This window comes from Paenibacillus catalpae, from assembly GCF_900112695.1.
In the GTDB taxonomy this organism is placed as follows: Bacteria; Bacillota; Bacilli; order Paenibacillales; family Paenibacillaceae; genus Pristimantibacillus; species Pristimantibacillus catalpae.
The window spans coordinates 198469-217809 of record NZ_FOMT01000004.1; the positions used below are offsets into that span (position 1 = coordinate 198469).

The window sequence follows — 19341 nt, forward strand, 5'->3', positions numbered from 1 at the left end:
CCCTTTCGAACTCAAATGTCTAACTCAGGTTTCAGCGGCAGACGGATCACAAATACCGCCCCTTGCTCCGCGTCCTCAATCTCGATTGTTCCGCCGTGAATGTCGATAATTTTCTTCACAATAGATAAGCCCAGCCCGCTTCCGCCATGAGTACGGTCCCTCGACGGATCGATTTTGTAAAACCGTTCAAAGACCCGATCCCGCTCCTCCTCCGGTATCCCGCTGCCCGAATCGGCGATCCGGACGACCGCATAGCCGTTCTTCTCCGACAGCTGGAACGAGATTTTCCCTTCTTCCGGCGTGAATTTGATACTGTTTGCAAGCAAATTGATCCACACCTGATTCAGTTGGTCCTCATCGGCCTTAATAACCGTTTCCTCCATTAACAGCTCAACGGTCAGCCGTTTCGCAAGCCAGGTCGGTTCGCAGGACAAGACCGCGTCACGAAGCTGCCTGTCGAGCCGGTACGTAACCGGCTCATACGGATGATGCTCGGAATCAAGGGAGGCGAGCTTCAGCAGATTTTCGCTCAGGCGGGATAAACGGCTGCTCTCTTGTTTAATAATACCAACATAACGATTGCGGTCAGCTTCCGTCAAATCTTCGCTGCGAAGCGCTTCGGCAAAACCGCCGATCGAAGTGAGCGGCGACTGGATTTCATGCGATACATTGGATACAAAATCACGGCGCATCGTCTCCAGCTGCGACAAGCTGTGCGCCATCTTGTTAATGCTGTCCGCAAGCTCGCCAAGTTCATTCTTGTGCGACATCGGCAGCTGCACGCTAAAGTCGCCTTTCGCGATTCTGGTTGTGGCGGCGGTCATCATTTTGAGCGGCTTCACCAGATAACGGGCGGCAAACAGAATCAGGACACAGCCAACTACGAGCAGCGTAATCAGAATGGTGAATGTATTCCGCTGGAAACTGCGGACCTGTCTTACATGGTCAGGCGCGATAAAAACGGCCCATTTCGTATTGCCAAATTGCGCCAAGCGCCCGTAAGCCGGAGGGATTGGCGGTCCACTAGAATGCTCGTCCACGAAATCCACTCTTGCCTTGTCGCCTTCGAATATATCCGCCACCGTCTTATAAGACAGATGATTCACGATTGCCCGGCTTGTCCGGCCGACCTGTATCACCAGCCCGTTCCGGTTAACGGCGACAATCGACATCTCCTGAAGGCTCGACACCTGCTCGAGAAATACCGGAAGCGAACGCGGAGACGAATCATTGTACAGCCGCTCCAGCCGCGTGATCATCATTTCCTCCATGCCGTTCTGCCCCTTCAGATCATGCCTGAACAGCTGATTGGCGGTGTAATAAGCAATACTAATACTTACTAATACGATGACCAGAAAAGTCACCGCTATTCGCACATACAAGCTGCGAATCATGCCCGCTCCTCCAATCGGTAGCCAAGGCCGCGTATCGTCACAATATGGAAGCCAAAGTCCTCCTCCGGAAACCGCTCGCGAAGACGCTTAATATGTACATCTACCGTACGCTCGTCCCCTTCGTAATTCATTCCCCACAGCTGCTCGATCAGATGCTCCCTTGTGAAGGTTTTGCCAGGATAGCTTGCCAGCTTGAAGAGCAGCTCGAATTCCTTCGGCGGCAGCAGAATCTTCTCTCCGTTCGCCGCGAGCTGGAAGTCCGAGCGGTTCATCGACAAGCCGCCCAGCTCAACGACCTGCGAAGAAGCGATGCGGTAACGCTTGAGCAGCGCCTTAATGCGCACGATCAGCTCAGGCGGGTCAAACGGCTTGACAACGTAATCATCGGCGCCAAGCTCGAAGCCTTTTACCTTATGAGCCGTCTCGCCCTTGGCCGTCAGCATAAGCAGCGGCATGTCGAAGGATTCGCGCAAAGCCGAGCATAACGCCCATCCGTCCATTTTGGGCATCATCACATCTATTACGGCAAGATCCGGCTTCACTGCCTCCAGACGGGTAAGCGCATCTTCACCATTAGTCGCTTCTATTACTTCATAACCTTCCCTGCGCAAAAACAAGCTTACCAATTCCCTTATATTCGGATCGTCATCTACGACGAGTATTTTCGGCATATTGGAGCACCTCCTGCAAACTATCTTTCTACAATAATACATCTAGATGAAAATAAGATGAACTGTGTTGACAAAGTTTACAGATTATAATAATTTTAAACTAGAAATATGATTCACCATTTAGAACGGAGGAAATCATTATGCATAAAACAGTTATTATCGGTACCGGCCCTGCCGGCTTAACGGCGGCGATCTATCTTGCGCGCGCTAATATGGAACCACTCGTCATTGAAGGCTGGCAGCCAGGCGGTCAGCTTACTACAACAACGGAGATCGAGAACTTCCCAGGCTTCCCTGAAGGTATTCTTGGCAGCGAATTGATGTCCAACATGCGCAAACAAGCGCAGCGCTTTGGCGCAACCTTCCGCAATGGCTCGGTTAAGAGCGTAGACTTCAGCAAACGCCCTTACACGCTTGATGTAGAAGGTATTGGCGAGATTCAAGCGGAATCCGTTATTATATCAACTGGCGCATCCGCTAAATATCTTGGCATTCCAGGCGAGCAAGAAAACATCGGACGCGGCGTCAGCACTTGCGCAACATGCGACGGCTTCTTCTTCCGCAACAAAAAGCTGATCATCGTAGGCGGCGGCGACTCCGCAATGGAAGAAGCGGTGTTCCTGACACGCTTTGCTTCCGAAGTTACCGTTGTAAACCGTCGTGACGAGCTTCGCGCTTCGAAAATCATGCAGGACCGCGCACGCGCGAACGAAAAAATCAGCTGGAACCTGAACAAAACTCCGCTTGAGATCGTTCCTGGCGAAATGGGCTTGAAAGGTCTTAAAGTACTCAACAACGCAACTGGCGAAGAAGAATTCGTAGAGGCGGACGGCGTGTTCATCACAATCGGCCATACCCCTAACACGAAATTCCTCGGCGGCCAAATCGACACCGATGAGCAAGGCTACATTATCGTGAAGCCCGGCACTTCGGAGACCAACATCCCTGGCGTATTCGCCTGCGGCGACGTGCAAGACCGTCAATACCGCCAAGCGATTACAGCAGCAGGCAGCGGCTGTATGGCAGCTCTTGATGCGGAACGCTTCCTGGAAGCACAAAGCCATGACGCGGTGCATGCTTAAGATATTGTGAATTCTTGTGGCTGCCTGTGGCTTGTTCGAGCCATTCCTTGTATAATGAAGAGGTTCGAACAACGAACAACAATTTAAAGGCAATGCTACCTACAAAGGTACAACCTCGCTGATTTATTAGCAGGTTGTGCCTTTTTTTGTTTTACCCCATTATTCGATTGGAGTGATCCTCATTTATGCTGCTGGAAGCGATCTATCACAGACCAAAGCAAAACTGGGCTTATGCGTATGACAATAGCACTCTTCATATTCGGATCCGCACGAAAAAGAATGATGCCCAGCGTGTTGAGCTCATCGCCGGAGATAAGTACAACTGGAGCGGAACCTTTACGATTACCGACATGAGCGTATTATCCTCGGATGCCCTGTTTGATTACTGGGAGGTTTCCATTGAGCCGCCGTTTCGCAGGCTTCGTTATGCCTTCCGCCTGACGGATGGCGATGAAACGGTCATTATGACGGAGAGCGGGTTCCCGGCTGAGCTGCCGGATAACCCAAATGCGTTTTTTGATTTTCCCTATATTAATCCCGTAGATGTGTTCGCTCCTCCCGCCTGGGTGAAGGACGCCGTGTTCTATCAAATCTTCCCGGAGCGTTTTGCGAACGGTGATCCCTCGCTAAATCCAGCGGAGACGGAAGCTTGGGGCGGCAAGCCAACTCCAACGAATTTCTTTGGAGGCGACCTGCAGGGCGTGCTTGACCATCTTGATTATTTGTCCGAGCTTGGCATTAATGCCGTCTACTTCACTCCACTTTTCGAAGCGACGACCAACCACAAATACGATACCGAGAACTATATGCAGGTGGACCGTCACTTTGGCAGCAACGGGACGCTGAAGGAGCTTGTTGAAGCCTGCCATGCACGCGGTATCCGCGTCCTGCTGGATGCGGTGTTCAACCATGCCGGCCGGACATTCCCGCCATTTGTGGATCTGCTGAAAAATGGCGACAAATCCGTTTATGCGAACTGGTTCCATGTGCGTGAATGGCCTCTCCGCGTAGAGGAAGGCATTCCTACCTACGAGACCTTTGCATTCGAGCCAATGATGCCAAAGCTGAATACGGAAAACCCTGATGTGAAAGCTTATTTATTTAATGTGGCGCGGTACTGGATTGAGAAAATCGGGATTGACGGCTGGCGGCTGGATGTGGCCAATGAGGTCGATCACCAGTTCTGGCGGGAATTCCGCCAAACGGTGAAAGCCGTAAATCCGGAGGCATATATTCTCGGCGAGATTTGGCATGATGCGATGATGTGGCTGGAGGGCGATCAATTCGACTCGGTCATGAATTATCCGTTCACGAATGCCGTGCTCGACTTCTTCGGGCATCAGACGATTGATGCGAAAGCGTTCGCCGATGCGATCGGCAAGCAGCTTGCCGCTTATCCGCAGCAGGTGACGGAGACGGCGTTTAACCTGCTGGACAGCCATGATACGCCGCGGCTTCTCACCATTTGCGGCGAAGACGCTCGCGCCATGAAGCTGGCAGCTTTGTTCCAGCTGACGTATCCCGGAACGCCGTGCATTTATTACGGCGATGAAGTGGGCATGAACGGCGAGGGGGATCCCGACTGCCGGAAATGCATGGTGTGGGAGCCTGAGCAGCAGAATCAGGATCTGCTCGCGTTCTATAAGCAGGCGCTTGCGCTGAGGCGCGAGCACGCCGCGCTGCGGAGCAGCGCCATCCGCTTCCTGCAGGCTGCGAATGGCGAGAATGGCGGCGTTATCGTGTACGAACGCCGCGAAGGCGACGAGCGCATCCTCGTCGCGATGAATGCGCGAGGACGCGAGGCCGTTGCCGCTGTGCCATCCGGCGGCAGCTGGGTGTCGCTGCTCGGCGATGAGCAGCGGCTAGAGCCGGCAGCCGGGAAGCTGCTGCTGCAGCTCCCGGGGTACGGCTATGGCATTTGGAAGCAGCTTAATTAACACAAAAAAAGACGGATGCAGCATTGCTGCTTCGTCTTTTTTTGTTCATTTCGGCAACTTCGTCTATTACCATTCCGCGAACGAGCCGTCGTCATAAGCTAGCCGCGGTGTATCCCAGTCGCCTCCGAAGCACGCCTGTAGCGAAGCTCGAGTATTTACGGCTGGCGCGAGATTATTGCGATTATCAAGCAGCAACTCGAGCGGCTGAGCAGCGTACTCGATTGCGGCGCCGAGCGCTCCTGCGGTTTAAGTGCATTGTCGGCATCAGCTACAACGATTATGTAACGCGGGTGCGCATCGAACGGTCGAAGGAGCTGCTCCGGACTACGACGCTGAAGATCGCGCGCATCTCTCAGCTGGTCGGGTACGAGGATCAGGGCTACTTCTGCAACGTGTTTAAGAAAGTGACCGGCGTTAGCCCTTCATCGTACCGGATTTGAAGCTGGCTTGTCTTTCTATGTTCTATTCCCTTTTATCCGGATACGTATCAGAGTAATAACCGATTGAATAAGCAGCATAAGCAGAATGCCGCTAAGAAACGAGTAAAAGTTAATATAGATCGTATTCGTGTATGGATTGAGCCAGCCATACTCCTCGATGCGGCCTTCAATCTGATCATGAATCCTTTGGGCTTTATCAACTTGAAGCAAGATCGATACGGCTAACAGGATGAGGAGAATGAACGAAACCCATATCCGATTGTACTGCAGCAAATAGCGTTCTTTATGTACGATTAGGGCTATACCCGTCAATAACAGCAAATAAGCGGGCAGCTCGATAAACCATAAGACAACCGCGGGATTCCCGTTGCCCGTTATTCCTTTGCCCGGCTCCATCTCAAAGGTGAAGAGCTCCACAAGACCTACGAGTATAAGATTAATAAGCAGCACAACCAGAGTGGCTATCCGTAGTGATTTTGTATTCATCGACTTGCCCCCCCTCCAACCAGATGTATCCATATATTTATTATGCCATAGAAAACTAGTTTACCGCATGATCGCTGAATTCAATCACCTTGTTTCACTCCATGAGGCTTCAGCCTATTTACCCGTTTGATGCCGTACTCAAACAACCAACCCAAACAAAAAAATCCGGCGCCTCAGGCACCGGATTAGTCTATGAAGCCTATTCGCCAAGCAGTCCCTTACCCTTTCGAAGCCCCTGCCGTAAGCCCTTGAACCAGGAATTTCTGCAGGAAGACGAATAGCAGCGTAATCGGAACCGCAATCAACACGGCACCTGCGGCGAACATCGTAAAGTTCGAATTCTGATACGAGCTGACCAGATCCCACATGCCGACGGCAAGCGTCCAGTTCTCCTTCGAACGAAGCACCAGCCGGGCAAAAATAAAGTCAACCCAAGCCCCCGCAAACGTCGTCAGCGCCACATAAATCAAAATCGGACGGGCAAGCGGCAGCATAATGCGGTAAAAAATCTGCAGGTGATTCGCGCCGTCAATGCGTGCCGACTCATCCAGGCTGCGCGGAATCGTATCGAAGAACCCTTTTATAACAAAGCCGTTCATCAGTACGGAGCCCGCGGAATAAACGATGATGATCGCCGCGTGGGTATCGAGCAGGTTAAGCTGAAGCAGGAAAATATAGACCGGCACAAGGCTCATGAAGCCGGGAAACATGCCAAGGACGAGCAGCGTTGTCAGCAGTGTCTTCCGTCCCTTGAACCGGAAGCGCGACAGCGCGTACATGCTCATCGTCGACAGAATCGTCGAGAAGATCATCGACAAAATGGCGATTTTCAGCGTATTCAGGTACCATCTGCCATAGAGAAATACTTTCGATTGAAACAGCTCCGTATAATGAGACAACGTAAACGACTTCGGAATAAACGAATCGCTGTAGAGCGATGTGCCCGGCCGGAACGACGACAGCAGCACCCAAAGAGCAGGATAAAGACAGCATATCGCAATCACAGACAGCACCACGTAGCTGAACGTCAGCCGGATATAACGGCTTTTCGATTGACCAGCCTTCATTGGATCATATCCTCCTCTTTGAACGATTTCGTACGGCGGTAATTAATAATGGAGAACGTTGCGATAATGATGAAAATAATAATGCCAATCGCCGAAGCCATATTGAACTGGCTGTTGTTCAACGTTAATTTGTACAGCCATGTCACGAGCAGGTCCGTGCTTCCCGCGTATTGATACTCCCCGTTAAGCGGTTCTCCGTTCGTCAGCAGGAAAATCAGATTGAAGTTATTGATATTGCCCGCAAACTGCGTGATAAGAATCGGCGCCGTCGCGAACAGGACAAACGGCATTGTAACGATGCGGAATTTCTGATAACCGGATGCGCCGTCAACATCAGCAGCCTCGTAGAGATCTTTCGGAATGGCGGTAAGCACGCCAAGAATAAGAACCATCGATACCGGAATACCGACCCACATATTAACGAGAATAGCAGTCGCTTTCGCCCATGTCGGATCGGTCAGCCAAGGCAGCTTGCCAAAGCCGAAATACGACAAGTACTGGTTGATCGGGCCAAACTGTCCGTTAAACAGATTGCGCATCACAAGCAGCGAGATGAGCTGCGGGATAGCGTAAGGCAGGATGAAGAGCGTCCGCCACAGCTTTTTAAACTTAACATCCTTCTGTTCGATGAGCAGAGCAACAAGCAGTCCACCGAAATAACAGGTTGCGGTCGCAAGTACCGCCCAAATAATCGTCCATGTAAAGACGCCAAAAAACGTCCTGCTCCAGGACTTCAGCGTGAGCAGATCCTTAAAGGTGTTGAAGCCAACCCAATCGACCAGCTTCGCCGGCGGAATATGTTGAGGCAATGAGTAGTTCGTGAACGAAAGCAGGATCATGAAGACAATCGGCATAATCGTCAAGAACAATACGCCTAGCCCCGGAATGGTCAGCAGCAGATGCGGGAATTTGCGGTCCCACACATAACTGATGGACTCCCGGAAGGCGGCAGCCTTGCCGCCTTGATCCCTTGCAGCTCCCGTACGGTACGCATCGCGAATATTCATAATGTAAATGGTGATAAATAGCGCTAATATCAAAACCGTAATTAATCCGTTAATCATCAGGAAGATCGAATGATCCCCTTTGACCGTCTGATAAACCTTGCCTACCTTCACCATCTTGGATGGTGCGTCCCCAAGCGTCCAAATCCCCCAAAGATCATGCACAAGCCGCGGAATAAAATAACCAAACGCTGCCGCTCCCGTGAGCAAGAGCAGTACTCCCTTTATATATTGCCGGTTGTACAGCTGGCCGAGCCCCATAAATATGGCGGACAAAATAGCACTGCGACGACGATTCATACCCGTGTTACTCCCTTCCATAGCCTCATGCCCGCCGAAGCTGCTTCGGCGGGCGAGCCATCTGTCTCTTATTTCGCGAAACGATTATTTCGTCGTGCCTTTTGCCGCTTCTTGTATTTGCGTTACCGCATTGTCGAGAGCTGCCTTAGGATCTTTGTTCTCGTTCCAGATATCTGCCAGAGCTGCGCCGATTGGATCCCATACGCTGCCCATCTCGGGAATGGAAGGCATAGCCTGCGAGTTCACGAATTGTGCTGCAAAGCCGCTCGAAATTTCATCCGCTTTAAAGGTTGGATCTTCCATCGCTTCTTTGTTTGCCGGAATGGCGCCTGTCAGCGAGTAATCTTTCAACTGGCCGGCTTTGGAAGAGATGAAGTTTGCGAACAGACGGGATGCATTCGGGTATTTCGTGAATGAGTTAACATACCAAGCTTTTACGCCGGAGAACGACACAGCCGATTTTCCGTTAATGGTTGGGATTGGAGCTACGCCAAAGTTAATGCCCAGGTTCTTGAAGTCGCCGACTTTCCAAGGACCCGTAATCGTCATCGCAAGCGATTTATCCGCAAACTTGCCCTGGATAATGTCTGCGGAAGCATCACCGGATTTGATCGGCAAAATCTTATTCAAGGATTGGAAGGATTTCAGGCCTTCAACCGCGCCATCATTGTTCAGGCCGATATCCGCCGCGTTTGAGCCGTTCTCGCCAAACACATAACCGCCAGTAGATGCAAAGAAGATGTAGTTGAAGTAGAAGTTGCCCATTTCCCACATGAGGGCATATTTATTTTTTGCGGGATCATTAAAGGTCTTCGAGAATGTAACGATGTCGTCAAACGATGCAGGAGGTGTCTGAACCAGGTCTTTGTTATAGAAGAGCGCGTACGTTTCAACCGAGCGAGGGTAGCCGTACAGGATACCATCGGAAGTCACCGCGTTAACCGCTGCTTCAGCGTTGGCTGTTCTGGTTTCCTCTTCAAAGAAATCGTTAGGAAGAATAAGTCCGGCCGATGCCGCTTGACCAAGGTTGTCATGCGGGAACGTTACAATGTCTGCGCCGATGCCCGCAGGACCGTCAGTCGTCAGCTTTTTCACTTGATCCGGCGACTCTACTTCTTCAATCTTCACCGGAATGTTATATTGCGCCGTAAATTCTTTCGCCATTTCTTCTACAAAACCGCGCTCGTTCTTCGAATCCCATACCGTCAGGGTTGCGCCTTCCTCCGGCACAATTGTCTCATTTGCCGGCTCTTCGCTTGCACCTGCGTTGTTAGCAGCAGCCTCGTCCGTAGCAGCAGGAGCATTGGTTGCCGCAGAGCTGCCGTTGTTATTGCTGCCGCCGCCTCCGCAAGCCGACACGATAAACAACGCCGTGATCATCGTCGTTACAAACCATTTTTTCATTCTTAAAGATCCCCTTTCGTATTGTATGACTTGGGATATAGTGCCGCCGATTTTCACCCGTTCCCTATGCCTCTGCATGCGACCGCGGCTGTCATGCCGCTAAATGTCGATTTGTGCAAACGTTTGTGCAACTGGCAATGAAAAAGTAAGGGCGTACCCCGTTTTCATTCGATTTCGGCTATTTTTCCGCCAATATCCTTCATGAAAGCGTTATATCCACAAATTCATCATACAACAGCCCATAGAAATTGTTAAAACGTTTGCACAGATGATCTGCGCAGGGAATTTAATAGTTATCTCTCGTTTCCTTCGTTTTCCTCATACTTTCCCAATATTTCATGGATTGTTTAACAAAGCCCCTAACTGCCCGTTTACTTTAAACAGCCGTTCAAGTAACATGTAGGCATAGAGTTCAAACGATTGCATAACAGTAAGGGGATCACGATAACGATGGTAACCATTAAAGATATTGCGAGAGCAGCAGGCGTTTCCCCTTCGACCGTGTCGAGGGTGGTATCCAATCATCCCCGGATCAGCAAGGAGACCACTGCCAAGGTCAAAAAGATTATGGAGGAAATGGGCTATCACCCAAACGTCATGGCTAAAAGTCTCGTCTCGAAGACAACTAAGACGTTAGCCATTATGCTCCCCCGCCCTGCCGAAGAGCTGTTCCAGGACTTCTTTTTCGGAGAATTGCTAAGAGGAATACTGACCCACTCGACAAGAGCGGGCTACGATATGCTGCTTACGACAGCAACAAGCGCACATGATGAGACCGAGACGATCTCCCGCCTCGTATTTGGCAGACGGGTAGATGGCGTCATCTTGCTGTCCGCAAGGGTAAACGATCCGCTAATCCGCTATTTGGGCGCACAGGATTTCCCGAGCATCCTGATTGGCCGTACTGGCGAGGAGCACACTCGCATGATGACGGTCAATAACGATAACGTGCAGGCTGCCTATGATGCCACCCACCACCTGATCAAGCAAGGCCATTCAAGAATCGGCTTTGTGAGCGGACCTGCGAATCTGACCGTATCCCATGACCGGATGGAAGGCTACAAGAAAGCGATGGGCGAGGCTGGCTTGCCGATGCAGTCGGAATGGGTCGTGGAAGGTGAATTCCTGCAGGAAAGCGGCTTCCGGGCGATGTCGTTTATGATGGGGCTGCCTGAACGTCCGACAGGACTTGTCGTTATCGACGATGTGGTTGCCTTCGGCGTCCTTCGCGGCTTAACCGAACTCGGCTACAAGGTGCCTGATGATATAAGCCTTGTCAGCTTCAACAATATTGCGCTGTCCGAGCTTGCAACGCCGCCGATCAGCTCCGTTGATATCGGCACCTACCAGCTTGGCTATACAGCATCCCAGATGCTGATCCGTCTTATTCTGGACGAGCCTATCCATCAGCCTAATGTCATTATTCCGCACCGGCTGATCGTACGAGAATCATCCGTTCGCCTCACTGTTAACCGAGGTTTTTAAGTATGCAAATCCTTTCCTTCGCACACACTATTGCCTAGGAAAGGAATGAGAAACCTATGACCCAAACAAATGACGTTCTGAATAAACAAATTGCCAATTGGAGCGTCCTGTACATTAAATTGCACAACTATCACTGGTATGTAAAAGGAACGCAATTTTTCACCCTGCACGTGAAATTCCAGGAATTCTACGAAGAAGCGGCTCTTCATGTCGACGAGCTTGCCGAGCGGCTGCTGGCCTTAAAAGGCGCACCGGTCGCTACGATGGCGGAATACTTGAAGATCGCGAGCATTAAGGAAGCCAGCGGCAGCGAATCGGCTACCCAGATGGTCGAGACGCTGATTGGCGACTTCTCTACCGTAATCGGTGAACTTAAGCAAGGCATGGAAATTGCGCAAAGTGCCGGTGACGAGACAACCGCCGACATGCTGCTTGCGATACACACCACCCTAGAAAAGCATGTCTGGATGCTGACCGCATTTAACGCCTGATAGCTGAGAAAAAAACACCCCCGCATTGGCTTTCCGGCCTTCTGCGGGGGTGTTTTTAAGCTTGTTATGCTAAGCAACCGTTTTTCCAGCGGCCTCTACGTCTATTTCCTCGCGTTTCGTGAGCACCTCCTTCTTCAAGAACCAGCAGATCACAAACGATACCGCTGCAAATCCGAGTGCAATAACGAAGATATGGTCAAAGGCATTGGCAAATACCGTTTGAATCTTGAATACCAGATCCGATGGCAAGCCGGCCGGAATGCCGCCTGTCTTGATCGTATCTACGGTTCCCGGATCCAAACCGCTTGATAAGCCGTTTATGCCGTCCTTAATGCTCTTCGCCAGGACACTGCCGAATACGCTAAGACCAACCGTTGCTCCAAGCGATTGGAACAGCTGTACCGTGCCAAGCGCTACCCCGCTGTGCTCCTTTTCTACGGACTCCTGCACGATCAGATTATCACCGCCAAACAGCGCTCCAATGCCTAATCCCATGACAAAGAAGGCAATAATAACAAACAGCGGGGTTGTGCTTACGGCGAGCTGCGTGAGCATAGCGATTCCCACAAGCGGCAGCACGAAGCAGGTGATAAACAGGTTGCGATAAGCTACGCGGGTAATTAGAAATCCATTTACAATGCTGGACGGGATAGCTCCGGCCATAAAAGCGAACATCAGATAGCCCGCTTGCGTTGGCGTAAGTCCCATGACATTTTGCGCGAAGAACGGAAACGTTGCGATGCCGCCCATAAGCCCAAGCATTAGCGTAAATACGAGAAGCGATAAGACAACAACATTACGGTTACGGAAAAGATGCAGCGGAATGATGGGTTCCTTCGCTCCTGACTCGATTCGAATGAATAGAGCCATCAACACAGCCGATAAGGCTAATAGACCTAGGATAATAGGGGATGACCAGCTTAATCCCTGATTATCTATCAATACAGGCGCTATCAGGAAGGACAGCAGTGCCGCGACAAGCGTGCCTGCCCCTGCCCAGTCGATGGTGTGCTTTTCTTCCCCTCTGGACTCATGCATCCCTTTGAACAAAAAGGCTACAGCGATAATTGCTACGGGAATATTGATTAGGAACAGCCAATGCCAATTCAGATTGCCGACAAAATAACCGCCGATTGTTGGTCCAATCAACTGCGGAAGAATCATCAGCGGGCCAATAAGACTTTGCACCTTCGCCCGCTGCTCAAGCGGGAAGGACTCTCCAATAATAACAAGAGCGATCGGCATTAATCCGCCTGCTCCAATACCTTGAACGCCTCTGCCAATGAGCAGCTGCGCCATCGAATCGGCGGAGCCGCACACAATGGAACCAATACAGAACAAGGCCATACAGCTCATATATACTTTTTTTCGGCCAAATACATCCGCAAGTCTGCCCAATATAGGCATAGCAATCGTCATGGCCAGCATATATACGCCTGCTACCCAGCCGTACAGCGATAAACCATGCAGCTCTTTTATTATCGTTGGCATCGCCGTTGAGACAACGGTTTCATCCATCTCGGCAAATATAAGGCCAAGAAGCAAGCCGATCAGGATAAGCGTTTTATTGTTTTTCTTCACATTAGCACCTCTCTACTTCGTACTTCGTTCATCTGAGATCATCTTACCTTCAGAATTTAAACGGAATTTAAACGGGAAGAAGATCTGAAACGGGATAAAAAAAGACTGTCGACAATTTCTCGACAGTCTTGCTCTTAAGATAGTTCATTTAAACGGTACTATACCAGCTTCACCTTACAGCTTGCTGCTTTCTCACCATTCCATAGTGCTTCGAGCACGTCGCCTTCATGAAGTGCGGCTACGCCAGCAGGCGTGCCGGTGAAGATAATATCCCCGGCTCCAAGCCCGTAACGCGAATCGATATGGCGCACCAGCTCGGAGATGCTGAAGAGCATATCCCGCGAGTTGCCAAGCTGCGCTTGCTCGCCGTTGCGAAGCAGGGCGAAATCATGTTCCTTCAGCCCCTCCTCACCCGGATAAGCCATCCATTCGCCAAGCGGCGCGGAAGCTTTAAAGCCTTTGGCATCGAGCCAAGGCTGGCCTTTCGCTTTCAGCTTGCTTTGCACATCGCGCAGTGTCAGGTCGAGTCCCAGCGCAAATCCGTCAATTATGTCATCCGGTGACATGCCCGGTTCAAGAGGGCGTGCAATCAGCAGCACAAGCTCCAGCTCAAAATGCACTTCCCCGCGTCCGCCCGGAATTTCTACGACATTGCCATTCATCGGTACGACAGCATGAGAAGGCTTCGTAAATACGAGCGGCTCCTCCGGCACCTCGTTGCCAAGCTCAAGCGCATGCAGCCGGTAGTTTCGGCCGATGCAATAGATGTTGCGAATATCGTTTGCCATGGATTTGTCCTCCTGAAAAGAATTATTACTCAGACAGCCTGAACTGGGCTGTTCGTGATGATTCTTGCTTCGTAAGCTTATGCTTAAAGAATGGTCACACAGACAGCCTGAACTGGGCTGTTCGTGATGATTCTTGCATCTATAAACGGTCTAGCCTTTTTTCTGTGCTGCGATCTTCTCGGCGAGCTCGTTAAGCTCCGTCCAGCGATCCATCAGCTCTTCCAGCTTCGTCTCCAGCTGCTGCTGCTCGTCAACCAATTGCTGCAGCAGAGCAGAATCGCTGCCCGCATTATTCATCCGCTCAGTAACGGATACCAGCTGCTCTTCCGCCTTCGCGATCCACTCATCAATCTGCTCATAATCCTTCTGGTCTTTATACGACATCCGTAAAGCTTTCTCACCGGATGGTTTGCTTCCGCTGTCTGCCGCTGATGCATCTGCTCCTGCTGCCGGCTTAATCGCTGCCTGTGCAAGTTTGCCGCTTCCCGCAGCAAGACCGGCTGAATCCGAAGAACCGCCATGCTTCTCCACATATTCCTGGTATTCCGTATAGTTGCCGACATGCTGCGTAATAACGCCTTCACCTTCAAAGGCAAATATTTTATCAACCGTACGGTCAAGGAAGTAGCGGTCATGAGAGACCACAAACACAACGCCCGGGAAGTCGTCGAGATAATCCTCCAGCACCGATAACGTTGCAATATCCAGGTCATTGGTTGGCTCGTCAAGCAGCAGCACGTTAGGAGCATTCATCAGGACTCGCAGCAGTTGCAGACGGCGCTTCTCGCCGCCGGACAGCTTGCCGATGATCGACCACTGCATGGCCGGCGGGAAAAGGAACCTCTCCAGCATTTGGCCTGCCGAGATCGTTGTACCGTCTGCTGTGCGTACCTGCTCTGCTCCTTCGCGAATATACTCGATTACGCGAAGCGATTCGTCCATCTCTTCATGCTCCTGAGAGAACCAGCCAAGCTTAACAGTCATACCCAGCTCAACCTTGCCTTCATCGGGCTCAAGCTTGTGGGCAATCAGCTTCATTAGAGTGGATTTGCCGCTGCCGTTGCGACCAACGATGCCAACACGATCCTCCGGCACTGCGATATAGCTGAAATCCCGGATAAGCGTGCGGTCGCCAAAACGTTTGCTGACCGACTCCATTTCCACGATTTTTTTGCCCAGCCGCGTAGAAGCAACAGATACGTCCATTTTGCCGGACGATTGTTTAGGAGCCTGTGCTTTCAAATCTTCGAACCGGTCGATCCGTGCCTTCTGTTTGGTCGACCGGGCTTTTGCTCCACGCCGAATCCAAGCCAGCTCATTACGCAGCAGGTTTTGGCGTTTATCCTCCGATGCCGCCTCACGCTCTTCCCGCTCCACCTTCAGCTCGAGGAACCGGCTGTAGTTCGCTTCATAGAAGAACGCCCGCCCCTTGTCCAGCTCAATGACGCGGTTGCTTACCCGGTCCAAGAAGTAGCGGTCATGGGTAATCATGAGCAGGGCGCCTTTGCGCTTCTGCAGCATGCTTTCCAGCCACGCGACAGACTCGTTATCGATATGGTTGGTAGGCTCGTCCAGAATAAGAATATCCGATGGCTGCAGCAGCGCCGCTGCCATCGCTACGCGTTTCCGCTGGCCGCCTGAGAAGGTATCCACTTTATCGTTAAAATTCTGGATGCCAAGCCGGCCAAGCGCCGTCTTCGCTTCACTCTCCAGCGTCCACGCATCCAGCTCATCCATCTTCTGATTCGCTTTAATCAGCCGCTCCTGCAGCGACTCATCGGTTGGCTTCAGCTCAAGCGCTTCAAGCGCAGCCGCGTACTCGCGGACCGCCCGCAGCTGAGGGGAGTCGCCGCCAAGAACATGCTCGAGGGCCGTTTCGCCCGGTGCGAATGCCGGATCCTGTGCCAGCATCCGGACTACCACCCGGTTACCAATCGAAATGTTGCCCGAATCGGCAGGTTCAAACCCGGCGATGACTTTCAGAAACGTCGACTTCCCCGTTCCGTTTACGCCGATAATGCCAATCTTGTCGCCTTCTTCGACGCCAAAGGTAACGTCCTCGAAGAGCATTTTCTCGCCGTAGCTTTTTGTTATATGTTCAACAGATAATAAATGCATAAGAGAACCCTACTTTACATCCAAAATGTGCAGCCGCCGCATGGGCATCTGCCATCCGTATCATACCATATTCGACCGCCTGCTGGCATCCGAGCCTGCCGCCTTAAGCAGGGACGCACTCTCCAACACCTTAACGATGCCCGACATCGTTAAGCTTAGCCAGTCACCTGCCACCAGACGAATTTCTTTCCGCAGACTCTTCCAACCTTAAGGTCCCCGAAGGACCTTAAGTGTCTACTAACTCCGCTGTTAGCCCGAGTTTAAGGTCCCTCAGGGACCTTAAACTCCCGAACTCGTGCACATTCCCGCCGTAATCAGCTGCTTCAGATAACCTTAAGGTCCCCGAAGGACCTTAAGCGTCCACTAACTCCGCTGTTAGCCCGAGTTAAGGTCCCTCAGGGACCTTAAACTCCCGAACTCATGCACTTTCCCGCCAAAATCTGCTGCTTCAGACAACCTTAAGGTCCCCGAAGGACCTTAAGCGACCACTAACTCCGCAGTTAGCCCGCGTTAAGGTCCCTCAGGGACCTTAACCCCACACTTCAAAAGCCCGCACAAAAAAAACAGGCTCCGGATACCCGGAGCCTGCTTGCATCTATTAACGTTTGCCGACCATTGCTTCCGGTTTCACGTATTCGTCGAACTGTTCCGAAGTGAGGAGGCCGCTTGCGATCGCGGATTCTTTCAGCGTCAGTCCTTTTTTGTGCGCGTTTTTCGCAATCGCCGCCGCATTCTCGTAACCGATGTACGGGTTCAGAGCTGTAACCAGCATAAGCGATTGATCCAGATTGCGTTTGATTACCGCTTCGTTAGGCTCGATACCAACTGCACAGTTATCGTTGAACGAGATCATGCCGTCCGCCATCAGAGCAACGGATTGCAGGAAGTTGTAAATAATAACCGGCTTGAACACGTTAAGCTCGAAGTTGCCTTGGCTTGCCGCAAAGCCGATTGTTGCGTCGTTGCCGAATACTTGGCAAGCTGCCATAGTCAGCGCTTCGCTTTGTGTAGGGTTTACTTTACCCGGCATAATCGAGCTGCCTGGCTCGTTCTCAGGAATCGTAATCTCGCCGATGCCGCAGCGCGGACCACTTGCCAGCCAGCGAACGTCGTTGGCGATTTTCATCAGATCCGCCGCGAGTGCTTTTACCGCACCGTGTGCGTACACGATTTGGTCATGGCTTGTGAGCGAGTGGAATTTGTTTGGAGCTGTAATGAAGGTTTTGCCTGTCAAAGCGGTTACTTCAGTCGCAACTTGAACCGCAAAATCAGGATGAGCGTTAAGCCCCGTGCCAACCGCTGTACCGCCAAGCGCCAGTTCACGCATGGTGTCAACGCTTTGGATCAGCATTGCGCGGGTTTTTTCCAGCATGGCATGCCAGCCGCTGATTTCTTGACCAAGCGTAATTGGCGTTGCATCCTGCAGATGCGTTCTGCCGATTTTCACGATGTTATCGAACTTCTCCATTTTTTCTACAAATGTAGCAGCGAGTACATCGATAGCCGGGATCAGCTTGTCTTCCACATCGATAACGCCTGCGATATGCAAAGCTGCCGGGAATGTATCGTTTGAGCTTTGGGAACGGTTCACGTCATCGTTGGGATGAATGCGTGCTTCGCTGCCGCGCTCGGCAAGCAGCTGGTTCGCACGGTGTGCCACAACCTCGTTCACGTTCATGTTTGTTTGCGTGCCGCTGCCTGTCTGCCATACAACAAGCGGGAAATGCTCGTCCCATTTGCCTGTCAGAATCTCGTCAACCGCTTCGCCGATTACGCCGGCTTTCTCCGCTTCCAACTTGCCAAGCTTCAGGTTCGCAATTGCCGCAGCTTTCTTGATGATCGCCATTGCATAAACGACTTGAATCGGCATACGCTCGCCGCTAATTTTGAAGTTCTGCAGGCTGCGCTGGGTTTGAGCTCCCCACAGCTTGTCCGCAGCAACTTTAATCTCACCCATTGTATCTTTCTCAATCCGGTACTCCATGCTCTTTAACGGCCTCCTTCATGTTTACATGCACATAGTACTACTTTATACAATATCACCCGGTCATTTCAATACGATTACCGCCTCATATCCATGCCGGGACGGCATAATTCCAAGCCCAGCATACAAAAACGCCCCAAGAGGGAGAAATTCGAACTCTCCCGTCATCAGGACGTTTGCTAACTACAGGCCTCTCGCAGCGCGATAGGCTTCCATATATGCGCTTGCTTTTTGCTCGATCAGCGAGAAGTCGCCTGTTGCTACCGCATCCTTCGTCAGATCGGAACCGATCCCTACAGCTACGGCCCCGGCTTTGACCCAATCCTTCAGATTGGAGAGCGATACACCGCCCGTTGGCATAATGTTCGCCTGCGGCAGCGGGCCTTTGATCGACGGGATGATGCTTGGCGAGAACAGGTTGCCCGGGAACAGCTTGACTACATCAACGCCAAGCTCGAGCGCGCTTTGAATTTCATGAACCGTCATCGTACCCGGCATAACCGGAATCGCATAACGGTTGCAAAGCTTAATCGTATCCGGGTTAAAAGCAGGTGCTACCACAAATTCTGCTCCAGCCATGATCGCTGCGCGTGCGGTTTCCGGATCAAGTACCGTACCTACACCGATAATCGCGAAGTTGTCCGCATCCGGTGAAGCCGTGCTGGAATACTCTTTCGACAACTGCTCGATTGCGCGAAGCGCAAACGGCACTGTCATCGTAATTTCAATTGCTTTAATTCCGCCTTTAATGGCACGGCGTGCCATCTCTGCTACTTCCTCCTGCGAATCTGCACGCAGAACTGCAACGACACCCGCCTCTGTTAATTGCCCAAGTACTTTCAGCTTCTTCATGAAATAATGACCTCCCATAGTCACAAGTGAAATAAACGCAAAAAGATTGAACATTCCCGCTCCATTATAGGCCTATATCCAACATTCGGACAACCCTATTAAAAATCTGGTTCCGTTTTTGCTTGTAAGCGGATACTTATAATATACCCAAGGTGAAACGGCCTCTCCATCCTTTGGTGGCGGGGCGCGTTTCAACACTTATAAATTCTTAGAATTAAAGCGTATTACTGTCAGACATTTCAAGAAAGGAATGATTC

At 51.4% G+C, this 19341-nt stretch carries 16 protein-coding genes; 5 read left to right on the forward strand and 11 right to left on the reverse strand.

Annotated elements, in window-relative coordinates:
- Positions 1-11: 11 nt before the first annotated feature.
- Both BM200_RS18640 and BM200_RS18645 read right to left on the reverse strand, forming a co-directional pair.
- Positions 12-1394, reverse strand: coding sequence for a HAMP domain-containing sensor histidine kinase (locus tag BM200_RS18640; protein WP_091188168.1), 1383 nt, complete (start codon positions 1392-1394; stop codon positions 12-14).
- Positions 1391-2065 carry a response regulator transcription factor gene (locus BM200_RS18645; protein ID WP_091188169.1) on the reverse strand — a complete coding sequence of 225 codons (675 nt, stop codon included), beginning with the start codon at positions 2063-2065 and terminating at the stop codon, positions 1391-1393. Before BM200_RS18645 ends, BM200_RS18640 begins: the two co-directional genes overlap by 4 nt.
- Positions 2066-2205: 140 nt before the next feature.
- Here BM200_RS18645 and trxB point away from each other — a divergent pair, with 140 nt between their 5' ends.
- The 3 genes from trxB (at position 2206) to BM200_RS18660 (ending at position 5524) form a co-directional block, all read left to right on the forward strand.
- Entirely contained in the window at positions 2206-3147 is a 942-nt protein-coding gene (gene trxB / locus BM200_RS18650) for a thioredoxin-disulfide reductase (protein WP_091188170.1), read from the forward strand.
- Between the two features lie 185 nt (positions 3148-3332).
- Positions 3333-5084 carry an alpha-glycosidase gene (locus BM200_RS18655; RefSeq protein ID WP_091188171.1) on the forward strand — a complete coding sequence of 584 codons (1752 nt, stop codon included), beginning with the start codon at positions 3333-3335 and terminating at the stop codon, positions 5082-5084.
- Positions 5085-5107: 23 nt separating this feature from the next.
- Complete coding sequence (locus BM200_RS18660) at positions 5108-5524, forward strand: helix-turn-helix transcriptional regulator (protein ID WP_091188172.1); 417 nt, start codon at positions 5108-5110, stop codon at positions 5522-5524.
- Between the two features lie 15 nt (positions 5525-5539).
- Here BM200_RS18660 and BM200_RS18665 read toward each other — a convergent pair whose 3' ends face one another.
- The 4 genes from BM200_RS18665 to BM200_RS18680 form a co-directional block, all read right to left on the reverse strand.
- Entirely contained in the window at positions 5540-6010 is a 471-nt protein-coding gene (locus BM200_RS18665) for a hypothetical protein (RefSeq protein WP_091188173.1), read from the reverse strand.
- Between the two features lie 218 nt (positions 6011-6228).
- Positions 6229-7077 carry a sugar ABC transporter permease gene (locus tag BM200_RS18670; RefSeq protein ID WP_091188174.1) on the reverse strand — a complete coding sequence of 283 codons (849 nt, stop codon included), beginning with the start codon at positions 7075-7077 and terminating at the stop codon, positions 6229-6231.
- Complete coding sequence (locus BM200_RS18675) at positions 7074-8381, reverse strand: sugar ABC transporter permease (protein ID WP_091188175.1); 1308 nt, start codon at positions 8379-8381, stop codon at positions 7074-7076. The genes BM200_RS18670 and BM200_RS18675 overlap by 4 nt, the downstream gene beginning before the upstream one ends.
- An 84-nt stretch (positions 8382-8465) precedes the next feature.
- Positions 8466-9785: a sugar ABC transporter substrate-binding protein gene (locus BM200_RS18680; RefSeq protein ID WP_091188176.1), complete on the reverse strand. Its 1320-nt coding sequence runs from the start codon at positions 9783-9785 to the stop codon at positions 8466-8468.
- 450 nt (positions 9786-10235) lie between these two features.
- On the opposite strand from BM200_RS18680, the gene BM200_RS18685 reads away from it, so the two are divergent.
- A complete protein-coding gene (locus BM200_RS18685) occupies positions 10236-11270 on the forward strand; it encodes a LacI family DNA-binding transcriptional regulator (RefSeq protein WP_091188177.1) in 1035 nt (344 codons plus the stop codon).
- A 56-nt stretch (positions 11271-11326) separates the two neighbouring features.
- Positions 11327-11761 (forward strand): Dps family protein, encoded by a 435-nt coding sequence (locus tag BM200_RS18690; protein WP_091188178.1) that lies wholly within the window; start codon positions 11327-11329, stop codon positions 11759-11761.
- Between the two features lie 69 nt (positions 11762-11830).
- Here BM200_RS18690 and BM200_RS18695 read toward each other — a convergent pair whose 3' ends face one another.
- The 5 genes from BM200_RS18695 to BM200_RS18715 form a co-directional block, all read right to left on the reverse strand.
- Positions 11831-13342, reverse strand: a complete 1512-nt coding sequence (locus BM200_RS18695; protein ID WP_091188179.1) for an MDR family MFS transporter — start codon at positions 13340-13342, stop codon at positions 11831-11833.
- Positions 13343-13500: 158 nt separating this feature from the next.
- Entirely contained in the window at positions 13501-14130 is a 630-nt protein-coding gene (locus BM200_RS18700; RefSeq protein ID WP_091188180.1) for a fumarylacetoacetate hydrolase family protein, read from the reverse strand.
- Between the two features lie 150 nt (positions 14131-14280).
- Positions 14281-16248, reverse strand: coding sequence for an ABC-F family ATP-binding cassette domain-containing protein (locus BM200_RS18705; RefSeq protein WP_091188181.1), 1968 nt, complete (start codon positions 16246-16248; stop codon positions 14281-14283).
- A 598-nt stretch (positions 16249-16846) separates the two neighbouring features.
- Positions 16847-18232: a class II fumarate hydratase gene (fumC, locus tag BM200_RS18710; RefSeq protein WP_091188182.1), complete on the reverse strand. Its 1386-nt coding sequence runs from the start codon at positions 18230-18232 to the stop codon at positions 16847-16849.
- Positions 18233-18415: 183 nt separating this feature from the next.
- On the reverse strand, positions 18416-19084 hold the full coding sequence (locus BM200_RS18715) for a bifunctional 2-keto-4-hydroxyglutarate aldolase/2-keto-3-deoxy-6-phosphogluconate aldolase (RefSeq protein WP_091188183.1): 669 nt from the start codon (positions 19082-19084) through the stop codon (positions 18416-18418).
- Between the last annotated feature and the right edge of the window lie 257 nt (positions 19085-19341).

Bases quoted from the DNA above. Each gene is read 5' to 3' on its own strand.
- BM200_RS18665 (WP_091188173.1), bottom strand. From the start codon at position 6,010: ATGAATACAAAATCACTACGGATAGCCACTCTGGTTGTGCTGCTTATT.
- BM200_RS18675 (WP_091188175.1), bottom strand. From the start codon at position 8,381: ATGAATCGTCGTCGCAGTGCTATTTTGTCCGCCATATTTATGGGGCTC.
- BM200_RS18705 (WP_091188181.1), bottom strand. From the start codon at position 16,248: ATGCATTTATTATCTGTTGAACATATAACAAAAAGCTACGGCGAGAAA.
- BM200_RS18670 (WP_091188174.1), bottom strand. From the start codon at position 7,077: ATGAAGGCTGGTCAATCGAAAAGCCGTTATATCCGGCTGACGTTCAGC.
- BM200_RS18655 (WP_091188171.1), top strand. From the start codon at position 3,333: ATGCTGCTGGAAGCGATCTATCACAGACCAAAGCAAAACTGGGCTTAT.
- BM200_RS18700 (WP_091188180.1), bottom strand. From the start codon at position 14,130: ATGGCAAACGATATTCGCAACATCTATTGCATCGGCCGAAACTACCGG.
- trxB (WP_091188170.1), top strand. From the start codon at position 2,206: ATGCATAAAACAGTTATTATCGGTACCGGCCCTGCCGGCTTAACGGCG.
- BM200_RS18680 (WP_091188176.1), bottom strand. From the start codon at position 9,785: ATGAAAAAATGGTTTGTAACGACGATGATCACGGCGTTGTTTATCGTG.
- fumC (WP_091188182.1), bottom strand. From the start codon at position 18,232: ATGGAGTACCGGATTGAGAAAGATACAATGGGTGAGATTAAAGTTGCT.
- BM200_RS18640 (WP_091188168.1), bottom strand. From the start codon at position 1,394: ATGATTCGCAGCTTGTATGTGCGAATAGCGGTGACTTTTCTGGTCATC.
- BM200_RS18645 (WP_091188169.1), bottom strand. From the start codon at position 2,065: ATGCCGAAAATACTCGTCGTAGATGACGATCCGAATATAAGGGAATTG.
- BM200_RS18715 (WP_091188183.1), bottom strand. From the start codon at position 19,084: ATGAAGAAGCTGAAAGTACTTGGGCAATTAACAGAGGCGGGTGTCGTT.
- BM200_RS18690 (WP_091188178.1), top strand. From the start codon at position 11,327: ATGACCCAAACAAATGACGTTCTGAATAAACAAATTGCCAATTGGAGC.
- BM200_RS18685 (WP_091188177.1), top strand. From the start codon at position 10,236: ATGGTAACCATTAAAGATATTGCGAGAGCAGCAGGCGTTTCCCCTTCG.